This window comes from Pseudomonas sp. efr-133-TYG-5 (genome assembly GCF_030209175.1).
Lineage (GTDB): Bacteria > Pseudomonadota > Gammaproteobacteria > Pseudomonadales > Pseudomonadaceae > Aquipseudomonas.
The window spans coordinates 166,369-188,676 of record NZ_JARVSM010000008.1 but is presented as its reverse complement, the minus strand read 5'-3'; the positions used below and the strand labels follow the sequence as shown (position 1 = coordinate 188,676).

The window sequence follows — 22,308 nt, the reverse complement described above, 5'->3', positions numbered from 1 at the left end:
CCGCAGGGATTGACCCTCAACCTGCGATGCGGTTCATTGCCGGCCGAGCGATTCGTTTCAACGAATGTCCTGGGCTTTCCACCAGGCGCAGAACTCGTCGAGGGCGGTCCACAGACTGACTTTCGGATCGTAATCCAGATAATGCCGGGCGCGGCTGATGTCGAGGGTGAAATTTTTCTTCATCACCTGCATGCCCAGGCGCGACAGCGTCGGTTCGGGGCGCCCGGGCCACAGCTTGCACACGCCTTCGTTGAGTGCGGCGACGCTGTAGGCCAGCCCGTAGGAACGGTATCGGCTGACCTGCGGCACTTCCATCCTGCGCATCACGTAATTGACCACATCCCACAACGGCACGGGGGTACCGTTGCTGATGTTATAGGCCTTGCCCAGCGCGGAACCGGCGGCCAGCAGACTGCTGAGCAGCGCTTCATTGAGGTTGTGCACGCTGGTGAAGTCGACCTTGTTCAGACCGTTGCCGATAATCGCCAGACGCCCTTTGCGCTGCATCTTCAGCAAGCGCGGGAAGATGCTCATGTCGCCGGCACCGGTGACGAAACGCGGACGCAGTGCCACGGTTTCCAGGCCGAATTCCTGGGCCCCGAAGACTTTCTGCTCGGCCAGGTATTTGGTCGCGGCGTAAGGATGGTGGAAGCGTTTGGGCACCTGCTCTTCGGTCAGACCGAGATGGTCGCGGCCATCGAAGTAGATCGACGGCGACGACAAATGCACCAGTCGCCGCACACGCTGCTTGAGGCAGGCCTCGACGACGTTTTCGGTGACCTGCACGTTGCCCTGCTGAAAATCCTGGTAGCGCCCCCACAGGCCGACGGCACCGGCGCAATGCACCACGGCCTCGACATCGCTGCACAACGCGCGCACCAGTTCCGGATCGCTCAGGTCACCCTGGACGAACTCCGCACCACGGCGCACCAGATGCTCGACGCCTTCGGCCCGGCGACCGTTTACCCGCACGTCCAGGCCCTGCTCCAGGGCAAAACGCGCAAAGCGTCCGCCAATGAAGCCGCTTGCGCCGGTGACCAGAATCTTCATGTAAAACTCCAACAAAACCAGCGGCAGGCTTCAGGTGCCGAGCCGCGAGACAAAAACAGTGCGCAAGCGCTTCACCTGCCGCTTGCAGCTTGACGCTTACGCTTGCTTCCAGGGCACCAGCCATTGCGCTGAAGAACGCACCAGTTGCGCGGTGAGCAAGGCCAGCAGTTGCCCGCCGTTGCGCCAATGATGCCAGTACAACGGCACATCGATCGGTTTATCTGGCAACAGTTCGCGCAACACGCCGCGCTGCAACTGCTCGCGCACCTGCAGTTCCGGCACCAGGCCCCAGCCGAGGCCGGCCTCGGTGAGGCGGATGAAACCTTCGGAGGACGGGCACAAGTGGTGCTCGAAACCGCCGTCGACACCCAACGACGCCAGGTAACGATGTTGCAGGAAATCGTCCGGGCCAAACACCAGCGCCGGCGTACGCGGCAGTTGTTCGGCACGCACGCCGGCCGGGAAATGCCGTTCGATGAAGGCCGGACTGGCCAGCGCCCGATAGCGCATGGCCCCGAGCAGCACACTGCGGGCGCCGGCCACCGGCCGCTCGCTGGCGCACAGGCAGGCAGCCACTTCACCGGCGCGCATGCGCTTGAGGCCAACGGTCTGGTCTTCGACGATCAGGTCCAGCAATACGTGCTGCTCGGCGCAGAACTCCCCCACGGCCTCGGCCCACCAGGTCGCCAGGCTGTCGGCGTTGAGGGCGATGCGCAGCCGCTCCGGCAGGCCTTCTTCGTCCAGCGCCGGCACCAGACTCTGCAGATCGCGTTCGAGCAGACGCACCTGCTGCACATGGTTGAGCAGGCGCCGGCCGATGTCGGTCGGCGATGGCGGCGTGCCGCGCACCAGCACCGGCTGGCCGACCCGCGCCTCGAGCAGTTTGATCCGCTGGGAAATCGCCGATTGCGACAGGCCGAGGACCTGCGCAGCCCGTTCAAACCCGGCCTGTTCGACCACGGCGGCCAAAGCGGAAAGCAATTTGTAGTCGAACATCAGTTTTCCTAATGAGCGATCAGCATTATTGGTTTTTCTTATACAGCGTCTGCCCGGAGAATAGCCAGCAAGCACTCTTTATCAAGGATCTCCATCATGGCTGGCGAAACCTCGTTGACCACCCTGCTGCGCAGCATGAGCCCGCAGCTCAATGCCGGCGAATACGTGTTCTGCACCCTGCGCGACGGCCGCTTGCCCAGCGGCCTGGAAGTGCTCGGCAGTTTCCGCGAACAGGAAGGCCTGACGGTCATCGTCGACCGCGCCACTGCCGAACGCGCTGGCTTGAGCTTCGACTACGTCGCCGCGTGGATCACCCTCAACGTGCATTCGGCGCTGGAGGCCGTCGGCCTGACGGCGGCGTTTGCCACGGCCCTGGGCAAGGCCGGGATCAGCTGCAACGTGATCGCCGGTTATTACCACGATCATCTGTTCGTCGGCCTGGCCGACGCCGAACGCGCCATGCACGTGCTGCGCGACCTCGCAGCCCACGCGGAGTAACCCTTATGTGGCAAAGCTACCTCAACGGCCTGCTGGTGGCGTTCGGGCTGATCATGGCGATCGGCACCCAGAACGCGTTTGTCCTGGCGCAAAGCCTGCGCCGCGAGCATCACTTGCCGGTCGCCGCCCTGTGCGTGGCCTGCGATGCGCTGCTGGTGGCAGCCGGGGTATTCGGTCTGGCCACGGTGCTGGCGCAGAATCCAACCCTGCTGGCAGTGGCGCGCTGGGGTGGCGCGCTGTTTCTGATCTGGTACGGCAGCCAGGCGCTGCGCCGGGCCTTTTCGCAGCAGAGTCTGGACCAGGGCGACAACCACACCGTGCGTTCGCTGCGCGCGGTGATGCTCAGCGCACTGGCGGTGACGTTGCTCAATCCGCACGTCTACCTCGACACCGTGCTGCTGATCGGCTCCCTCGGTGCGCAACAGTCGGTGCCTGGCGCTTACGTGGTCGGTGCGGCGAGTGCTTCGCTGCTGTGGTTCTTCACCCTCGCGCTCGGTGCGGCATGGCTGGCACCGTGGCTGGCACGACCGAGCACCTGGCGGATTCTCGACCTGTTGGTGGCGGTGATGATGTTCACCGTGGCGGGGCAATTGATTATCGCCAGCTGATTTATTCCAAAAGGCTCTGGAACCTCTATCCCACACAGTTGTTGCGTGGTTAAGCCGCACCCCCGGTGCTATGATCCGAACCCTGCGCCGCAAAGAGTAAAAACTCGCCGGTGCATTTCTGGCCGCCCGTGATCGGCCTTGCGCTCACCGCAACAGACCTGATTAGGAGAATCATCATGGCTTTCGAATTGCCGCCGCTGCCCTACGCACACGATGCCCTGCAGCCGCACATTTCCAAGGAAACCCTGGAATTCCACCACGACAAGCACCACAACACCTATGTCGTGAACCTGAACAACCTGGTGCCAGGCACCGAGTTCGAAGGCAAGACCCTGGAAGAGATCGTCAAGACTTCCTCGGGCGGCATCTTCAACAACGCCGCTCAGGTCTGGAACCACACCTTCTACTGGAACTGCCTGGCGCCAAACGCCGGCGGTCAACCAACCGGCGCACTGGCCGAGGCGATCAACGCCGCTTTCGGTTCGTTCGACAAGTTCAAGGAAGAGTTCAGCAAAACCTCCATCGGCACCTTCGGTTCCGGCTGGGGCTGGCTGGTTAAAAAGGCTGACGGTTCCCTGGCCCTGGCCAGCACCATCGGCGCCGGCAACCCGCTGACCAGCGGCGACACCCCGCTGCTGACCTGCGACGTCTGGGAACACGCCTACTACATCGACTACCGCAACCTGCGTCCGAAGTATGTCGAGGCGTTCTGGAACCTGGTCAACTGGAAGTTCGTCGCTGAGCAGTTCGAAGGCAAGACCTTCACCGCTTAAGCTGCGCGCCAGATGAAAAACCCGGCTGATGCCGGGTTTTTTTATGCCTTCGATTTCTGTACAAGCGGATTTCGGCGCGCAGATCGAGCGCAGGCGTTTTCCCACACACCTTGTCGCCACCCTGCTCTTGCCGCCGCGCCACGGCGGACTAACATCAAACAGAGGAAAAATTATCGCGATCCCCTCAAGTTGCAGGCGCCAGCAACCGAAACAGTACGAATAGGGCAAATACTCCAGACAGCTGCATATTGGCCAAGCCTTCAGGCGATTCGCCCCGGGCTTGATTGTCCCTTTGACTGCCAACACCGGATTGCCAATACTCATGGCAACTTGACGCTACCCGCACGGAACAAGGAATAACCCTTTGAAGCTGGAACTCAAGAACAGCTTGTCGGTGAAGTTGCTCCGGGTCGTGCTCCTGTCGGCATTGATCGTCGGTGTGGTCTTGAGCTGCGCGCAGATTGTTTTCGATGCCTATAAAACACGCCAGGCGGTCGCCGGCGATGCCGAACGCATCCTCGACATGTTCCGCGATCCCTCGACCCAGGCGGTCTACAGCCTCGATCGGGAAATGGGCATGCAGGTGATCGAGGGCCTGTTCCAGGACGACGCCGTGCGCCAGGCCTCCATCGGCCATCCCAACGAAGCCATGCTCGCGCAGAAATCGCGGGAATTGCAGCATTCCAACAGCCGCTGGCTGACCGACCTGATCCTCGGCCAGGAGCGCACCTTCACCACCCAACTGGTCGGACGTGGCCCGTACAGCGAGTACTACGGCGACCTGAGCATCACCCTCGACACCGCCACCTACGGCGAGAGCTTCATCGTCAGTTCGGTGATCATCTTCATTTCCGGCGTGTTGCGCGCCCTGGCCATGGGCCTGGTGTTGTATCTGGTCTATCACTGGCTGCTGACCAAGCCCCTGTCCCGCATCATCGAGCACCTGACCGAGATCAACCCCGACCGCCCCAGCGAGCACAAGATTCCGCAGCTCAAGGGCCACGAGAAAAACGAGCTGGGGATCTGGATCAACACCGCCAACCAGTTGCTCGAATCCATCGAGCGCAACACCCACCTGCGCCACGAGGCGGAAAACAGCCTGCTGCGCATGGCCCAGTACGACTTCCTCACCGGCCTGCCGAACCGCCAGCAATTGCAGCAGCAACTGGACAAGATCCTGGTCGACGCCGGCAAGTTGCAACGGCGGGTGGCGGTGTTGTGCGTCGGGCTGGACGACTTCAAGGGCATCAACGAGCAATTCAGTTACCAGACCGGCGACCAGTTGCTGCTGGCCCTGGCGGACCGCCTGCGCGCCCACAGCGGCCGGCTCGGCGCCCTCGCCCGCCTCGGCGGCGACCAGTTCGCCCTGGTGCAGGCCGATATCGAACAACCCTACGAAGCGGCCGAGCTGGCGCAGAGCATCCTCGATGACCTGGAAGCCCCGTTCGCCCTCGACCACCAGGAAATCCGCCTGCGCGCGACCATCGGCATCACCCTGTTCCCGGAGGATGGCGACAGCACCGAGAAGCTGTTGCAGAAAGCCGAGCAGACCATGACCCTGGCCAAGACCCGTTCGCGCAACCGCTATCAGTTCTACATCGCCAGCGTCGACAGCGAAATGCGTCGGCGCCGCGAACTGGAAAAAGACCTGCGCGACGCCTTGCTGCGCGACCAGTTCTACCTGGTCTACCAGCCGCAGATCAGCTATCGCGACCACCGCGTGGTCGGCGTCGAAGCGCTGATTCGCTGGCAGCATCCGGAACATGGCCTGGTGCCGCCGGACCTGTTCATTCCGCTGGCCGAGCAGAACGGCACGATCATCGCCATCGGCGAATGGGTGCTGGACCAGGCCTGCAAGCAGTTGCGCGAATGGCACGACCAGGGCTTCGTCGACCTGCGCATGGCGGTCAACCTGTCCACCGTGCAACTGCACCACGCCGAGCTGCCCCGGGTGGTCAACAACCTGCTGCAGATGTACCGCCTGCCACCACGCAGCCTCGAGCTGGAAGTCACCGAAACCGGCCTGATGGAAGACATCAGCACCGCCGCCCAGCACCTGCTGAGCCTGCGTCGCTCCGGCGCGCTGATCGCCATCGACGACTTCGGTACCGGCTACTCCTCGCTGAGTTATCTCAAGAGTCTGCCGCTGGACAAGATCAAGATCGACAAGAGCTTCGTTCAGGATCTGCTCGACGACGACGATGACGCGACCATCGTTCGCGCCATCATTCAACTGGGCAAGAGCCTGGGCATGCAGGTGATCGCCGAGGGTGTGGAAACCGCCGAGCAGGAAACCTACATCATCTCCGAGGGTTGCCACGAAGGTCAGGGCTATCACTACAGCAAGCCGCTGCCCGCGCGCGAACTGACCGCCTACCTCAAGCAGGCCCAGCGCAGCAACGCGGCCATTTTATAAAGTCAAACGATCGCCACCTGCGCCAGGCGCATCTGCGGCAGGCGCCGTCGAGCGAAACGCGGCGGCGATCTTTTGATCTGCAACAACCCCGCCGTAAATAAGAAATATTTCCAAGCACAGCCCTTTACACATAATGCGAAAGATTTGCATTATGTCGCAGTTTTGCGCACCCCCGCGCCTGTCCACTCAATCACCGAAGCAGGATGTTCGCCATGATTCGTATGCCTCTGGCTACCGCCAGTCTGCTGGCCATCGCTATTTCCCTCGCCGGTTGCGGCGAAGGTAAAGACAAAGAAAAGGCTGCTGCGCCAGCGCCTACTCCGGCTGCCAGCACCGCTGCACCGGCTGCCGCTCCTGCTGCGGCACCTGCCGGCAAGGTCGACGAGGCCGCCGGCAAGGCCGTGGTCGCGCACTACGCCGACATGGTCTTTGCCGTCTACAGTGATGCCGAATCCACCGCGAAAACCCTGCAGACCGCCATCGACGCATTCCTCGCCAAGCCGAACGCCGACACCCTGAAAGCCGCCAAGGCTGCCTGGGTCGCCGCCCGCGTTCCGTACCTGCAGAGCGAAGTGTTCCGCTTCGGCAACACCATCATCGACGACTGGGAAGGTCAGGTTAACGCCTGGCCCCTGGACGAAGGCCTGATCGACTACGTCGACAAATCCTACGAGCACGCGCTGGGCAACCCGGGCGCCACTGCCAACATCATCGCCAATACCGAAGTCCAGGTCGGCGAAGACAAGGTCGACGTCAAGGACATCACCCCGGAAAAACTCGCCAGCCTCAACGAGCTGGGCGGTTCCGAAGCCAACGTCGCCACTGGCTACCACGCCATCGAATTCCTGCTCTGGGGCCAGGATCTGAACGGCACCGGCCCTGGTGCCGGCAACCGTCCGGCCTCGGACTACCTGGAAGGCGCCGGCGCCACCGGCGGGCACAACGACCGTCGCCGTGCCTACCTCAAGGCCGTGACCCAGCTGCTGGTCAGCGACCTGGAAGAAATGGTCGCCAACTGGAAGCCGAACGTGGCCGACAACTATCGCGCCACGCTGGAAGCCGAACCGGCGGAAAGCGGTCTGCGCAAAATGCTCTTCGGCATGGGCAGCCTGTCCCTCGGCGAACTGGCGGGCGAGCGCATGAAGGTGTCCCTGGAAGCCAACTCCCCGGAAGACGAACAGGACTGCTTCAGCGACAACACCCACAACTCGCACTTCTACGACGCCAAGGGCATTCGCAACGTGTACCTGGGCGAATATACCCGCACCGACGGCACCAAGCTGACCGGCGCCAGCCTGTCGTCGTTGGTGGCCAAGGTTGACCCGGCTGCGGACACCGCGCTGAAAGACGATCTGGCCGCTACCGAAGCCAAGATCCAGGTCATGGTCGATCACGCCAACAAGGGTGAGCACTACGACCAGTTGATCGCCGCCGGCAATACCGCTGGCAACCAGATCGTGCGTGACGCCATCGCCTCCCTGGTCAAGCAGACCGGTTCGATCGAAGCCGCTGCCGGCAAACTGGGCATCAGCGACCTGAACCCGGACAACGCCGACCACGAGTTCTGATCGACCGCGGTCAATCAGGCCTGATGAAAAAGCCCCGACCTGTCGGGGCTTTTTTATTGGGCGGCGCCAGGCTCAGACCCGGATGACAAAGATTTCCACCGCCGCGCCGGCGGAAGCCAGCCGCACACCGCCGAGCAACGGCACGAATTGGTTGTTGGCTTGCGCCCGCGTTACCAGCGCACGGGTCGTTGCATTCATCAACTCGGCACGCGGGGCGACGTACTGGCTGCCATCGATCACCTCGCCAATGACCCGGCGCAACGACAGCCAGAACAGCTGCGTCCGCCCCGGACGTCGGAACAGCAGCTCCGAGCCCAGGCCATAGCCGTTGACCATTTCGTAGCCACTGCTGAGCAGCCGCTCGCTCATCAGCGCGCGCAGGGTCTCTTCGGTGCCGGAACGCATCACCGCGTGCACCAGGGCATTGACCCCGTCAGTGCTGAACAGCAGACGATTGAAGGCCCCTGAATACCCTTCGAGCAGCCACTGGCCGGTTGCACTCCGGGGTGCAATCGGCAACAGCGTCAGCGCATCGCCGAACGCATCGACCAGCGCCGTGCGCGCCCGCCAGACGTTCAACGTGCGGTGCAGCTTGGCCAGTCCGGAGGACGTGACACCATTGGGGTTGGCCAGGTCGAACAGCGCCTGGGCAAGTTGCTGCTGACTGGCGCGACTGAACGTCGGAAACGAATCGGCGACATAACCGGTGACGGTTTTCTCGAAGGGCAGACTGTGCGAGATCAGCCACAGCTTGTCTTGTTGCGCGGCGAAATACGCCGGGCGCGGCTGACTGAACAGGTCGGTCAGGATCAGGTGCTCGAACTGGGCGAAATGGTTGATGCCGATCCGCTCGTCGAAAATGAACGTCAGGTTGGGCGAACGCATGTCGCCGGCCGGCAGGATCGGGTAATAGCTGTCGTGCATCCTGATGTAGTCACGCGCCGGTCGCAGCCCGCTGGCGGGACGCCGATAGATCGCCAGCTCGGCGTTGCGCAGCTGCAACTCGGCAATATCCATGCTCTGGCCCCAATCGAGAAATTTCTCACTCAGCGGCCGCACGCGAACCGGCGGTGCCGGCGGCACAGGCGCGGGCGCGGGCGGCGGCAAGGGCGGCAAAGGCTCGGGCGCCGGAGCAGGCTGGCGCGCGGGGCCGGGCCGCGACTCGGTCAGCGCACCACCGCCGGAGAAACCGCTCGACGCCCGTTGGCCCAACAGACGCAGGCGCAGGGTCTGCTCGCTGACTCGCAGGTACTTGAGAAACGCATCGGTCGACCGGCCGGTGCGCAGGCGCTCGACGAAGCTCAGCCCCAGCTCGATCTCGCGTCCGCGCGGAAAAGCGAAGGCCTCGAACACCGCGATGGCCTGCAACTCGTCGAGGTAGGGATACAGGTTGCGCAGCGCATGCTGCGGGGAAATCCCGCCCAGCCCCGGGGCATCCGGATGAGTGCCGATTTCCCAGTGCCCCTGGGCGTTGCGGCGGATCGGCGCGTAGTGCTTCTGCAACGGTTTGCGTGCGTCACGCAGGCGCCAGGCGTCTTCGAAGCCCTCGTCAATGAGCGAATACCAGTGTTCGCGCTCCTTGAGAAAGTACTGCCGACCGCCACCGCCCGCGCCAGGCTTGTAGTAGACCCCTTTGCCTTCCCAGCCCTTGAGTTCGAGCACGCCGTCCGGTTTGCCACCGAGGGCCATTTGCGGATTCAGCTGGCGTCCCCCCGCCCCGGCGGCGCCCGGAACCAGGCCGCGTGCCACCGCCACACCGACCACGCCATCGATCAACACCCCGGTAAATTCCGCCAGCGCGCGGACGATGTGATGCGCCGCGCCGACACGGTCGCCAACCTGCGCCGCGTCCACGGCATTGAAGATGGAAATCAGGCTGCGGGCGATACCGACGGGCAACGACACGTGCACCGGCAGCACCATGCTCAGCACGTCGATCACCGTGGTGGCAATCAACAGGCCGGTTTCGACGTTGGTCTGGTGCGTGGTGGTGACCTGGGCCGCCGCTTCGTTGAGGGTCCAGTTGGCCTCGACCTCATAGGCCTCTTCGAACAGATTGTTGGCGATGTTGCCCAGGTACACCGTCGAGACATCGCCGCGGCCCGTCAGGGTAGCCAGCACATGGGCCTGGGAGGCGCGGTCGACGCGCGCCAGCAGATAATCGCGCCACGAGCTGCTGTGGACGAAGTCGGTCATCAGGCGATCTTTCTGATACTCGTGGAACACCCGCCCCGCCGGCGCACCGGGGGTGTAGACGACGATCGTCGCCGTGCCGGTCGACGCGGTGGCGAACAGCAGCACGCCGCGCACCCGTTGTCCGCGCAGTTTCAGGCACTGGACGATAACGCGGTGACCCTCGACGGTTTCCCGTTGATCGTTGTCCACCGGGGCATTGAGTACCGCCTGCACCCAGTTGAAACCGCGCTGCAGACGGTCGGGCAGAAAATCGCCGTTGATCTTCGCTTCAATCGCATCCAGGCGCAGTTGCCGTTCGATCAGGCGGGCGAAAGCCTGTTTGCGCGCCTGCGCGGCCGGCGAACTGACCAGGCTGGCCTTGAGAAAATCCTGGTGCGCCTGACCGACATTCACCGTGCGCACCAGCGCCTTGACCTGCGCCAGGGTCAGGTCGTTGTAGGCCGCCAGTGTTTCGCTGGCGGCGGGTTTCGTCGCTGCGGGGCGTTGCGTCTGGCCGGTGACGGCGGTTTTCAGGCTCAGCTTCGAATAGCGCGTGAAGTTGTGGTCAATCCCGGAAATGTTGTCCAGGGCCAGTTCGGTCAGGCTGCGCTGACGATGTTTGTACTTGAACGCCCCCGGCTCCAGGATCGACGTCCCGGGCGCACCGGAAGGAATCGAGCTGACCGGCAGTTCCGGCTCCTTGGTGTGCACCACGATGTCGTCCGGGTTCACCGTCAGGCCATGCTCCGCTTCCAGCACCGCGCGCAGTTGCCGGTTGCTGTAGGCCAGCAGCTCACGCCGCTCGCTGAACTGGGCCAGCGACGGCAAGCCCTCGTATTCCGGCAGGTTGGCCAATTCTTCACTGTAGTTTTTGAAGGCCTGCGCCCAGGCCTCCTGATCGGCCACGGTGGAGTCCTTGAGAAAGGCGACCAGGCGGGCCTTGCACTGTTTCCTCAGCCTGGCCTCGAGGATCGACTGGCTATCGAACGCCCGGCACAGATCGGTGACCCGGTCGATGGCGGCCGGCAGATTGGCCATGTCGGCGTGTACTCCCTGCTTCACATAGCGGGCGAAGGTGGTCTCGACGTTTTCCCGGATCAGCCGGCATTGCGAGTCGATGCTGTAGGCGAACGGCGACTCCAGGCGCTCGAGGTACTGCAGTTGATCGCGCTCGGGCGCACTGCTCTGCAGCGCCAGCACCCGCTGGTGATCCTTGTCGGCCACCAGGGCGCACAAGGTGGCGAATTCGCTGGCATGGCCCAGGCGTCGATGCAGCTCACGATCGAGACTGGCCAGCGAGTCGAAGGCTTCCAGGCCGTTGTTCGGCGTGTAGAGCAGCACGCGGCCGACGTTGGCGGTGACCTCGACGGGGCGAACCACCGGGGCGGTCACCGCACTCTCCCAGCGCACTTCGCCGTCCTGCGGATCGCGCGCGGTAAGGACGAAGGCGCCGTGCAGGTTCATCGCTTCAGCCGCCGTGTCCCGCAGGGCCAGCGCATAAACACACGGACGATAGTCCTCCAGCGCCTGTCGCGCCTGCGCATCCGGGTAGCGCAGCACCCGTTCGAACAGGCTGACCGAGGCCGCCTCCAGCAACCCGTCGAGCTTGAGCAGGGCGACTTCGGCCTGCAGTTGCTCGATGCGCGTCGCCACCAGCCATTGCCGGTAAGTGCGCGGATCGGTCGGGCTGCAGGCCTGCGCCCAATAGCGCTGCAGATAGTCGGCATACTGCGTTGTCAGGTTGGCGGCCAACTGGTCGAGAAAACCATCGAAGGCCGCGGGCGTCAGGGCGCTGTACAGCACCGGCTCGGCGCCGGCCTCGGGCACGTGGTAGAAGCAGGCCTGGCGTTTGCCGTAATCGGCGGCCTGCGCACTGACCAGACGCCGCACGATGGCATCCATCAGGCTGGGCTGGATCGTCTGCAGTTCGGCCGTGTCCTGCTCGCCAGCATCGGCCTGGGTTTGCGGCTCGGTGGGCTTCGCGGGCTCCACGGGTGGCGGCATTGGTGGCGCCGGCGGTTGCGGTTTTGCCGCGCAACTGACGTAGCTGCGCAACAGATCCGGCGCCGGTGTCAGTTGCGCGAAGTATGTTTCGAAGGCCTGCCGGATAAAGCGGTGGAACTGCGGCGCAGCCGCGAAACGCTCGGCAAGCCGAATGTCGAGGCTCGACAGTTGCTCTTTGAGCACGGTCTGCGCAGGGGTGACCTTGGCGGTCGACAGGGCGGTGCGCACCGAGGGCGCAAGGGCGTATGACATGGCAAAACTCCGGGTGGAAAACCTGCGCCATCCTGGCCCGGCTCCAGCGCCGCCGTGCGGTACATATCTATCGCCCTCGGCGAACTTGCTCCGGGTCAAGCAAACGATAATTCCTCTTATTCAATCTCCTTTGCCCTGTTAGACTTTGCGCCTCGAATTTTGCCCCTCTTGCAGGATGTCTGATGCCTTCGCTGCCTCTTCGCTTGTCCGCACTGTTGCTGGCCCTGGGCCTGAGTGCCTGCGATGACGCCCCGCGCTTTACCCAGGCCGAACCCGGCGAAGCCCGCTCCGGCGGCACGACGACCGTGCGCAAGACCGATCAGAACGCCTTCTCCCTGCCCTCGGCCAACCTGCCGCCCTCGCGCCGGGTCGACTTCAGCGTCGGCAACAGTTTCTTCCGCAGCCCCTGGGTGATCGCCCCATCGACCACCACCGCCCGCGACGGCCTCGGTCCGCTGTTCAACACCAACGCCTGCCAGAACTGCCACATCAAGGACGGCCGCGGCCACCCGCCGGCGCCCGATGCGGCCAACGCGGTGTCGATGCTGGTGCGCCTGTCGATTCCCGATGCGCCGCAATATGCCGAGGTCATCGAGCAACTGGGCGTGGTGCCCGAGCCGGTCTACGGCGGCCAGTTCCAGGACATGGCCGTGCCCGGCGTCGCCCCGGAGGGCAAGGTGCGTGTCGACTACACGCCCGTACCGGTGCGCTTCCAGGACGGCACCGAGGTCGAGCTGCGCAAGCCGACCCTGCAGTTCAGCCAGCTCGGCTACGGCCCGATGCACCCGGACACACGCTTCTCGGCCCGCGTCGCCCCGCCGATGATCGGCCTCGGCCTGCTCGAAGCGATCCCGGAGGAGGCCATCCTCGCCAACGCCGCCGCGCAGGCCAGGGACCGCAACGGCATCAATGGCCGGCCCAACCGGGTCTGGGACGACGCCCTGCAGAAGACCGTGATCGGGCGTTTCGGCTGGAAGGCCGGGCAACCCAACCTCAATCAGCAGAACGTCCACGCGTTTTCCGGTGACATGGGCCTGACCACCCGCCTGCGCCCGGTCGATGACTGCACGGGCGCGCAGACCGTCTGCCAGCAGGCACCGAACGGCAACGGCGCGGACGGCGAACCGGAAGTCAGCGACAACATCCTGCGCCTGGTGCTGTTCTACAGCCGCAACCTGGCGGTGCCGGCGCGGCGTGGCGTCAATGATGCGCAGGTGCTGGCCGGCAAGAACCTGTTCTTCCAGGCCGGTTGCCAGTCCTGCCACACCCCCAAGTACACCACCGCCGCCAACGCGGCCGAACCGGAACTGGCCAATCAGGTGATTCGCCCCTACAGCGATCTGCTGTTGCACGACATGGGGGCAGGCCTGGCCGACAACCGTACCGAGTTCCAGGCCTCCGGCCGCGACTGGCGCACCCCGCCGCTGTGGGGCATCGGCCTGACGCAGGCGGTCAGTGGCCACACCCAGTTCCTGCATGACGGCCGCGCCCGCAACCTGCTCGAAGCCGTGCTCTGGCATGGCGGCGAAGCCTCAGCGGCGCAGCAACAGGTTTTGTCTTTCAATGCCGAGCAGCGTGCCGCGCTGCTGGCGTTTCTGAACTCACTTTAAGCACTGAAAAGAATCGGGAGCCCGACATGTTCCGTCCCAAGCTGTTGTTCACCAGCCTTGCCGCACTCGCCCTCGGCGCCTGTTCGCCGCAGGATCCGCAAGCGGTCACCTCGGCGGCCATCGCCAAATCGGTGATCCTGCCGACCTACACCCGTTGGGTCGAGGCCGACCGCCAGTTGGCCGTCAGCGCCCTCGCCTACTGCCAGGGCAAGGAAGACCTGGAAACCGCCCGCGCCGATTTCCTCCACGCGCAGAAAGCCTGGGCCGAACTGCAGCCGCTGCTGATCGGTCCGCTGGCCGAGGGCAACCGCTCGTGGCAGGTGCAGTTCTGGCCGGACAAGAAAAACCTCGTCGGGCGTCAGGTCGAGCAACTGGTCAGCACCCAACCGCAGATCGATGCCGCCGCCCTGGCCAAGTCCAGCGTGGTCGTACAAGGCCTGTCGGCGTACGAATACATCCTGTTCGACAGCAAGCCTGACGTCGCCAACGACGCGCAGAAAGCCCGCTACTGCCCGCTGCTGGTGGCCATCGGCGAGCGCCAGAAACAACTGGCCGAAGAAATCCTCAGCAGCTGGAACAACACCGACGGCATGCTCGCGCAGATGAGCAAGTTCCCCAACCAGCGCTATGCCGACTCCCACGAAGCGATTGCCGATCTGCTGCGTGTGCAGGTAACGGCGCTCGACACCCTGAAGAAGAAACTCGGCACACCGATGGGCCGCCAGAGCAAGGGCGTGCCGCAGCCGTTCCAGGCCGACGCCTGGCGCAGCCAATCGTCGCTGACCGCCCTGGAAGCCAGCCTCGCCGCCGCCAAGACCGTCTGGGAAGGCGTCGACAACAAAGGCCTGCGCGGTCTGTTGCCGGCCGAGCAGAAGCCGCTGGCGGACAAGATCGACGCGGCCTATGCCGCCTCGCTGAAGCTGTTCGACAGCACGCAGAAATCGCTCGGCGAAATGCTCGAAGACGACGCCGGGCGCCAGCAACTCAACGATATCTATGACAGCCTCAACGTCGTCCACCGCCTGCACGAAGGCGAACTGGCCAAGGCGCTGGGCATTCAACTGGGCTTCAACGCCAACGACGGTGACTGATGAGGGCAAGTGCCATGCTGCGACGCCAGGCTCTGACTTTAGGTAGTTTGCTGCTGGGAGCAGTGACACTGGGCGGCTGGACGCTGTTCAAGCGCAAGGAGCAGAGCCCGCTGCTGCTGTCGGCGCGCGACGACAGCGACGGCAGGCACTACGCCGTCGGCTATCGCCTCGACGGCACGCGGGTGTTCGCCACGCAAGTCGGCCAGCGCTGCCACGACATCATCAACCACCCGACGCTGCCGATCGCGCTGTTCGTCGCCCGCCGGCCGGGCACCGAGAGCTACCTGATCGACCTGCGCGACGGCGCGCTGCTGCAGACCGTGACCGCGCAGGCGAACCGGCACTTCTACGGCCACGCGGTGATTCACCACAGCGGCGACTACCTGTACGCCACCGAGAACGACACCACCGATCCGGGCCGCGGCCTGCTCGGGGTGTACAGGTTCGAGGGCGAACGACTGGTGCACAGCGGCGAGATTTCCACCCATGGCCTCGGCCCGCACCAGGTGTCATGGATGCCCGATGGCGAAACCCTGGTGGTGGCCAACGGCGGGATCCGTACCGAGGCCGAAAGCCGCGTCGACATGAACCTCGACGCCATGGAACCGAGCCTGGTGCTGATGCAGCGCGACGGCACTCTGCTGAGCAAGGAAACCCTCGCTCAGCAGATGAACAGCGTGCGCCACCTGGGCATCGCCAGCGACGGCACCATCGTCGCCGGCCAGCAATTCATGGGGCCGTCCCACGAGCGCTCCGAGCTGCTGGCGATCAAGCGTCCGGGCCAGCCGTTCGTGGCCTTCCCGGTGCCGGAGCAGCAGCTGCAGGCGATGGGGCACTACACCGCCAGCGTCGCCGTGCACAGCGAACTGCGCCTGGTCGCCCTGACCGCACCGCGCGGCAACCGCTTCTTCATCTGGGACCTGGACAGCGGCGAAGTGCGTCTCGACGCGCCCCTGCCGGACTGCGCCGGGGTCGGTGCGGTCAAGGACGGCTTTGTCGTGACCTCGGGCCAGGGCCGCTGCCGCTACTACGACTGCCGCCAGGATGAACTGCTGGCCACGCCGCTGGAATTGCCGGCGGGGCTCTGGGACAACCATCTGCACCTGATGGCCTGATACGCCTGGAAAACACCGCCGCATTCGCCAGCGCCTGCAGGAGATTTCGCTCGCCTGCAGGCGCCGGTGAATGCGGCGGTGTTTTTTCATGCCCTGTAATAAGTGCCAGTTGGAATACCCTCTGTACTCGGAGTAATGTGCCCGCCTGTCTCGCCTGATTTTCTCCAAGGAACTGGAATATGCTGCGTCGCCGCATGCTGATCATGTTGGGTGTTGTACTGCTGATCGTTGTGCTTCTTGCCGGATACAAGGCCTTCTCGATCTATACGATGATCCAGGGCTTTTCCAAGCCGAAGCCGCCGATCAGCGTTGCCGTGGCCACGGCCGCCGAGCGCCCGTGGCAGATGCGCCTGCCTACCGTCGGCAGTCTCAAGGCACTGCAGGGCGTGGAACTGAGCCTGGAAGTCGCCGGCACCGTCACCGAGCTCAAGTTCGAATCCGGACAGAAGGTCAAGGCCGGGCAACCGCTGCTGCAACTCGACAGCGCCGTCGAATCCGCCCTGCTGGAAACGGCCAAGGCCGACCTCGGCCTGGCACAACTGGACTTCGGCCGTGGCAGCCAGCTGGTCGGCAGCAGCGCCATCTCCAAGGGCGAGTACGATCGGCTCTCGGCGGTCCTGCAGAAGAACAAGGCCACGGTCAATCAGCTCAATGCCTCGCTGGCGAAAAAACGCATCGTCGCGCCGTTCAGCGGCACCATCGGCATCCGTCAGGTCGACGTCGGCGACTACCTCGCCAGCGGCACGAAGATCGCCACCCTGCAGGACTTGAGCAGCCTCTACGCCGACTTCTACGTGCCCGAGCAGTCGGTGCCGAAACTGGCCATCGGCCAACCGGTATCGATTGCGGTCACCGCGTACCCCGGACAGGACTTTCCCGGCAAGATCAGCGCGATCAACCCGATCGTCGAAAGCAGCACGCGCAATATCCTGGTGCGCGCCACCCTGGCCAACCCCGAGGGCAAGTTGCTGCCGGGCATGTTCGCCAGCCTCGAAGTGCTGTTGCCGGATCCGCAGCCGCACGTGGTGGTGCCGGAAAGCGCGATCACCTACACCCTCTACGGCAACTCGCTGTATGTGGTCGGGCAGAAGAAAGCCGAGGACGGCAGCGTCGAGAAAGACGACAAGGGTCAGCCGGTCCTGATTGCCGAACGCCGCTTCATCGAAACCGGTGAGCGCCGCGACGGCCTGGTGATGATCAACAAGGGCGTGCAGAGCGGCGAACAAGTGGTGACGGCCGGCCAAATCAAACTGGACAACGGTGCCCACATCGCCATCAGCGACGACAAGACCCTCGGCGAGCAGAACAGTCCGCGCCGCGCCGACTGATCAAGGAATTCCCCATGGCTTTTACCGATCCGTTCATCCGCCGCCCGGTGCTCGCCACCGTGGTCAGCCTGCTGATTGTGCTGCTGGGCTTCCAGGCCTGGAGCAAATTGCCGCTGCGCCAATACCCGCAGATGGAAAACGCCCTGATCACGGTGACCACCGCCTACCCCGGGGCCAACGCCGAAACCATCCAGGGCTACATCACCCAGCCGATGCAACAGAGCCTGGCCAGCGCCGAGGGCATCGACTACATGACCTCGGTCAGTCGCCAGAATTTCTCGGTGATCTCGATCTACGCGCGCATCGGCTCCAACAGCGACCGCCTGTTCACCGAACTGCTGGCCAAGGCCAACGAAGTCAAGAACAAGCTGCCGCAGGACGCCGAAGACCCGGTGCTGAGCAAGGAGGCCGCCGATGCCTCGGCACTGATGTACATCAGTTTCTTCAGCAAGGACCTGAGCAACCCGCAGATCACCGACTACCTGTCGCGGGTGATCCAGCCCAAGCTGGCGACGCTGCCGGGCATGGCCGAGGCCGAGATCCTCGGCAACCAGGTGTTCGCCATGCGCCTGTGGCTCGATCCGGTGAAGCTCGCCGGCTTCGGTCTCAGCGCCAGCGACGTGACCAACGCGGTGCGCCAGTACAACTTCCTCTCCGCCGCCGGCGAAGTGAAAGGCGAATATGTGGTCACCAGCATCAACGCCAACACCGAACTGAAATCCGCCGAAGCCTTCGGCAGGATTCCACTCAAGGTCGATGGCGACAGCCGCGTGCTGCTCAGCGATGTCGCGCGGGTCGAGATGGGCGCGGAAAACTACAACTCGATCAGCTCGTTCGGCGGCACGCCGTCGGTGTACATCGGCATCAAGGCCACGCCCGGGGCCAACCCGCTGGACGTGATCAGGGAAGTGCGCAAGATCATGCCGGAGCTGGAAGCCCAGTTGCCGCCCAACCTCAAGAGCGAAATCGCCTACGACGCCACGCTGTTCATCCAGGCCTCCATCGACGAAGTGGTGAAGACCCTGTTCGAAGCGGTGCTGATCGTCATCGTGGTGGTGTTCCTGTTCCTCGGTGCGCTGCGTTCGGTCGTGATTCCGGTGGTGACCATTCCGCTGTCGATGATCGGCGTGATGTTCTTCATGCAGATGATGGGCTACTCGATCAACCTGCTGACCCTGCTGGCGATGGTGCTGGCCATCGGCCTGGTGGTGGACGACGCCATCGTCGTGGTGGAGAACATCCACCGGCATATCGAGGAAGGCAAGACACCGCTCGACGCCGCCCTCGAAGGCGCGCGGGAAATCGCCATGCCGGTGGTGTCGATGACCATCACCCTGGCCGCGGTGTACGCACCGATCGGTTTCCTCACCGGGCTGACCGGCGCGCTGTTCAAGGAGTTCGCCCTGACCCTGGCCGGGGCCGTGGTGATTTCCGGCATCGTCGCCCTGACTCTATCGCCGATGATGTGCGCCATGCTGCTGCGCCATGAAGAAAACCCCAGCGGCCTGGCCCATCGCCTCGACCGGATCTTCGACGGCCTCAAGCGGCGCTACCAGAGCATGCTGCATGGCACCCTCAACACCCGCCCGGTGGTGGTGGTGTTCGCCATCATCGTGCTGTGCCTGATCCCGATATTCCTCAAGTTCACCAAGTCGGAACTGGCCCCGGACGAAGACCAGGGCATCATTTTCATGATGGCCAACGCCCCGCAGCCGACCAACCTCGATTACCTGAACACCTACACCGACGAGTTCATCAAGATCTTCAAGGAGTTCCCCGAGTACTACTCGTCATTCCAGATCAATGGCTACAACGGCGTGCAGAGCGGCATCGGCGGTTTCCTGCTCAAGCCCTGGAACGAACGCAGCCGCACGCAGATGCAGATCCTTCCCGAAGTGCAGGGCAAACTCGAAGGCATCCCCGGCCTGCAGATCTTCGGTTTCAACCTGCCCTCCCTGCCCGGCACCGGTGAAGGCTTGCCGTTCGAGTTCGTGATCAACACCGCCAACGACTACGAGCTGTTGCTGCAAGTGGCCGACCGGATCAAGAAACGTGCGGCGGAGTCGGGCAAGTTCGCCTTCGTCGACCTCGACCTGGCCTTCGACAAACCGGAAGTGGTGGTCGACATCGACCGCGCCAAGGCCGCCCAGATGGGTGTGTCGATGCAGGATCTGGGCGGCACCCTCGCCACCCTGCTCGGCGAGGCGGAGATCAATCGCTTCACCATCGAGGGACGCAGCTACAAGGTCATCGCCCAGGTCGAACGGGCCTATCGCGACAATCCGGACTGGCTGAACAACTACTACGTGAAAAACACCCAGGGCGAACTGTTGCCGCTGTCGACCCTGATTACCGTGACCGATCGGGCGCGACCGCGCCAGCTCAACCAGTTCCAGCAGCTCAACGCGGCGAAGCTTTCCGGTTTCCCGCTGGTGAGCATGGGTGAAGCCATCGAGACCGTGCGGCAGATCGCCCGCGAAGAGGCGCCCGCCGGTTTCTCCTTCGACTACGGTGGCGCTTCGCGGCAATACGTCCAGGAAGGCAGCGCCTTGTGGGTGACCTTCGCCCTGGCGCTGGCGATCATTTTCCTGGTGCTGGCGGCGCAGTTCGAGAGCTTCCGCGACCCGTTGGTGATCCTGGTGACGGTGCCGCTGTCGATCTGCGGAGCGCTGATTCCGCTGTTCCTCGGCTGGTCGAGCATGAACATCTATACCCAGGTCGGGCTGGTGACGCTGATCGGCCTGATCAGCAAGCACGGCATCCTGATCGTCGAGTTCGCCAACCAGTTGCGCAAGGACAAGGGCCTGAGCGCCCGCGAGGCCGTGGAGGAAGCGGCGGCCATACGTTTGCGTCCGGTGCTGATGACCACCGCCGCGATGGTGTTCGGCATGGTGCCACTGATTCTGGCGTCCGGCGCCGGGGCTGTCAGCCGCTTCGACATCGGCACCGTGATTGCCACAGGGATGTCGATCGGCACGCTGTTTACCCTGTTCGTCCTGCCGTGCGTCTACACCCTGCTGGCCAAAGCCGACAGCAAGCAACCGGGTTGACGCTCAGCCAGCGCCGAATGCCGCGCATAAAAAAAGGCCTCGCATCAGCGAGGCCTTTTACTTGGGCTTCAATCGGTTCAACTTTGCGGCCTCATCCCTTGAGAAAGCCCGAACATGAACAACAACAGGTCATGATCGGGTTGTGTCGCCACGGTGGCTTTCGCCACCCGTGGCATCGGGCAGTGATCGGCATTGCCGTTCACCGCGCCGAGGACCTGCATGCGGGGCTGTTCCCAAGCCGCCACCGCCAATGATGCAACTGCCAAGGCTCCTACCAGGAACACACCTCGTGCAATTTCTAGTTTCATCGCTATAAACCTTTGATAGCGCTGCCAAACGCCGTCTCATAAAAGTAGACGAGTTTTTTCCAGTCGGTGTCGCTGAACGACGAGTGGCGACGCAATTGCTTCATGTCATGCGCGGCCGCGCGATAGGCGGTCAGGCGCTGACGGCATTTTTCCAGGTCGATCAAGGCCACTTCGACATTGGCTGCCTCGCCTTCCCCGGTTACCCGCACGAACACATGCTTGATGTAGATGCAGCTGTGTTGCCAGCGGCCCTTGTGCATCCGCGCCAGATTCTCGGCGAGATCCCTGAGCACACGTTCATACACCACTTCGCCGTGCCGCTCGCGACCGCCACCGGCCAGCCAGTGCTCCAGCTCCTGGAAGCCGTCCAGTGACTTGGTCACCAACAGTGCGCGCCACTTGAACTGTGGATCCGGCTGGGCGCCGCAGAAGACGATTTGCGGCACCCGCACGCCGAGCCGGCTCACGCCCGTCAGCGCATCCAGTTCGCGCAGGACCGTCGGACGCCCGAACGGATGCAGCCAGCTGCGATAGATATGCCCGGTCTGGCGCTTCGCATACAGCAGCTGGCCATCACGCCCCACCACGCGTTGCACTCCACTTTCACCACCGCGACGCACGTTGGGCTCTTCTACCCATTCACCGCGCTGGTTCCAGTAGTAGTCGAAGCGATCCTGGGGAGCGACTTCCGATTCTGCTGCATGTTGCACTGCCATTCCCTTACCTCTTTCTTAATACGTAAACCCGCCACATCGCATAGAGCGGAATAAAGTCCAGTTGTTCCTGGATGCGGAATCCTGCCGCTTCAAATTCCTTTTCCACCGTAGCTGCCGGTAACACGAAACGATTCTGGTAGCCTTCCTGCCCGCGTTTCTGTTCGGCACGCTTGCGCTTCCAGGCCTTGAAATTGCCGTCCACCCACAGCGAAACGATCACGCTGTCGCGGGTCACGCGCTCGAATTCACGCAGAATCGTGCGTCGATGCTCGGCTTCCCCGATGTGATGGAGCAACCGCATGCAGAAAATGCTGTCGACAGCGTTATCAGGCAACGCAATGTCGAACGCAGATGTGTGCAAGGGTTGAACCCTTTTCACCACGTCGGCCGGCTGGGATTGCATGGCGGTCTTGATCATCGATTCGGAATTGTCCGCGCCGATGATCACCCGGTTGGGCTTTTCCGCCAGCAAGGGCCAGAAGCGCCCCGCACCGCAAGGCAGATCCAGCACCAGTCCGGGCTCACCAACCAGCGTCAGGGCCTTGCGGGCCAGTTGCTGGTCGCGCCAGTTGGACAACCGCCGTCCCAGACCTTCCTGATGCTTGCGCAGGTATTTCTGCGCATGGTTGTCGTCGTACTTCTCGGAAAAATCGAGTTTGATCGGGCCGGCCATCATCTGGGCTCCTGAATGACTGATGCCCCTACCTTAGGCAGGGGCGTGTCAGCGTCAGGTCATCCCTTTGTGAAAAA

At 63.5% G+C, this 22,308-nt stretch carries 16 protein-coding genes; 10 read left to right on the top strand and 6 right to left on the bottom strand.

Annotated elements, in window-relative coordinates:
* Positions 1 to 57: 57 nt before the first annotated feature.
* Entirely contained in the window at positions 58 to 1,050 is a 993-nt protein-coding gene (locus tag QRN70_RS24780) for an NAD-dependent epimerase/dehydratase family protein (RefSeq protein ID WP_285420506.1), read from the bottom strand.
* Between the two features lie 96 nt (positions 1,051 to 1,146).
* Positions 1,147 to 2,046 (bottom strand): LysR family transcriptional regulator ArgP, encoded by a 900-nt coding sequence (locus QRN70_RS24775; RefSeq protein ID WP_285420505.1) that lies wholly within the window; start codon positions 2,044 to 2,046, stop codon positions 1,147 to 1,149.
* 96 nt (positions 2,047 to 2,142) lie between these two features.
* On the opposite strand from QRN70_RS24775, the gene QRN70_RS24770 reads away from it, so the two are divergent.
* From QRN70_RS24770 to QRN70_RS24750, 5 genes are all read left to right on the top strand, one after another.
* Positions 2,143 to 2,544, top strand: a complete 402-nt coding sequence (locus tag QRN70_RS24770; RefSeq protein WP_285420504.1) for an ACT domain-containing protein — start codon at positions 2,143 to 2,145, stop codon at positions 2,542 to 2,544.
* Positions 2,545 to 2,549: 5 nt separating this feature from the next.
* The gene (locus QRN70_RS24765) at positions 2,550 to 3,152 is read left to right on the top strand and encodes a LysE/ArgO family amino acid transporter (protein WP_285420503.1); all 603 of its coding nucleotides are present in this window, start codon (positions 2,550 to 2,552) and stop codon (positions 3,150 to 3,152) included.
* Positions 3,153 to 3,328: 176 nt separating this feature from the next.
* Positions 3,329 to 3,925: a superoxide dismutase gene (locus QRN70_RS24760; RefSeq protein WP_003227660.1), complete on the top strand. Its 597-nt coding sequence runs from the start codon at positions 3,329 to 3,331 to the stop codon at positions 3,923 to 3,925.
* Between the two features lie 364 nt (positions 3,926 to 4,289).
* Positions 4,290 to 6,341, top strand: a complete 2,052-nt coding sequence (locus QRN70_RS24755; RefSeq protein WP_285420502.1) for a putative bifunctional diguanylate cyclase/phosphodiesterase — start codon at positions 4,290 to 4,292, stop codon at positions 6,339 to 6,341.
* Positions 6,342 to 6,553: 212 nt separating this feature from the next.
* Positions 6,554 to 7,909 carry an imelysin family protein gene (locus tag QRN70_RS24750; protein WP_285420501.1) on the top strand — a complete coding sequence of 452 codons (1,356 nt, stop codon included), beginning with the start codon at positions 6,554 to 6,556 and terminating at the stop codon, positions 7,907 to 7,909.
* A gap of 72 nt (positions 7,910 to 7,981) precedes the next feature.
* On the opposite strand, the gene QRN70_RS24745 is transcribed toward QRN70_RS24750, so the two are convergent.
* A complete protein-coding gene (locus QRN70_RS24745) occupies positions 7,982 to 12,340 on the bottom strand; it encodes a dermonecrotic toxin domain-containing protein (RefSeq protein ID WP_285420500.1) in 4,359 nt (1,452 codons plus the stop codon).
* A gap of 182 nt (positions 12,341 to 12,522) precedes the next feature.
* Here QRN70_RS24745 and QRN70_RS24740 point away from each other — a divergent pair, with 182 nt between their 5' ends.
* From QRN70_RS24740 to QRN70_RS24720, 5 genes are all read left to right on the top strand, one after another.
* Entirely contained in the window at positions 12,523 to 13,950 is a 1,428-nt protein-coding gene (locus QRN70_RS24740; protein WP_285420499.1) for a di-heme oxidoreductase family protein, read from the top strand.
* Positions 13,951 to 13,976: 26 nt separating this feature from the next.
* Entirely contained in the window at positions 13,977 to 15,041 is a 1,065-nt protein-coding gene (locus QRN70_RS24735; RefSeq protein WP_285420498.1) for an imelysin family protein, read from the top strand.
* Positions 15,042 to 15,055: 14 nt separating this feature from the next.
* Positions 15,056 to 16,156 (top strand): DUF1513 domain-containing protein, encoded by a 1,101-nt coding sequence (locus QRN70_RS24730; protein WP_285420497.1) that lies wholly within the window; start codon positions 15,056 to 15,058, stop codon positions 16,154 to 16,156.
* Between the two features lie 179 nt (positions 16,157 to 16,335).
* Entirely contained in the window at positions 16,336 to 17,484 is a 1,149-nt protein-coding gene (locus QRN70_RS24725) for an efflux RND transporter periplasmic adaptor subunit (protein ID WP_285420496.1), read from the top strand.
* A gap of 14 nt (positions 17,485 to 17,498) precedes the next feature.
* Entirely contained in the window at positions 17,499 to 20,534 is a 3,036-nt protein-coding gene (locus tag QRN70_RS24720) for a multidrug efflux RND transporter permease subunit (RefSeq protein ID WP_285420495.1), read from the top strand.
* Between the two features lie 77 nt (positions 20,535 to 20,611).
* Here the strand turns inward: QRN70_RS24720 and QRN70_RS24715 are convergent, their stop codons facing one another.
* The 3 genes from QRN70_RS24715 to QRN70_RS24705 are packed head-to-tail and all read right to left on the bottom strand — an operon-like array spanning position 20,612 to position 22,231.
* Entirely contained in the window at positions 20,612 to 20,842 is a 231-nt protein-coding gene (locus QRN70_RS24715; RefSeq protein WP_285420494.1) for a hypothetical protein, read from the bottom strand.
* 2 nt (positions 20,843 to 20,844) lie between these two features.
* Positions 20,845 to 21,558, bottom strand: a complete 714-nt coding sequence (locus QRN70_RS24710; RefSeq protein ID WP_285420493.1) for a lipopolysaccharide kinase InaA family protein — start codon at positions 21,556 to 21,558, stop codon at positions 20,845 to 20,847.
* 4 nt (positions 21,559 to 21,562) lie between these two features.
* The gene (locus tag QRN70_RS24705; protein ID WP_285420492.1) at positions 21,563 to 22,231 is read right to left on the bottom strand and encodes a class I SAM-dependent methyltransferase; all 669 of its coding nucleotides are present in this window, start codon (positions 22,229 to 22,231) and stop codon (positions 21,563 to 21,565) included.
* Positions 22,232 to 22,308: the final 77 nt, after the last annotated feature.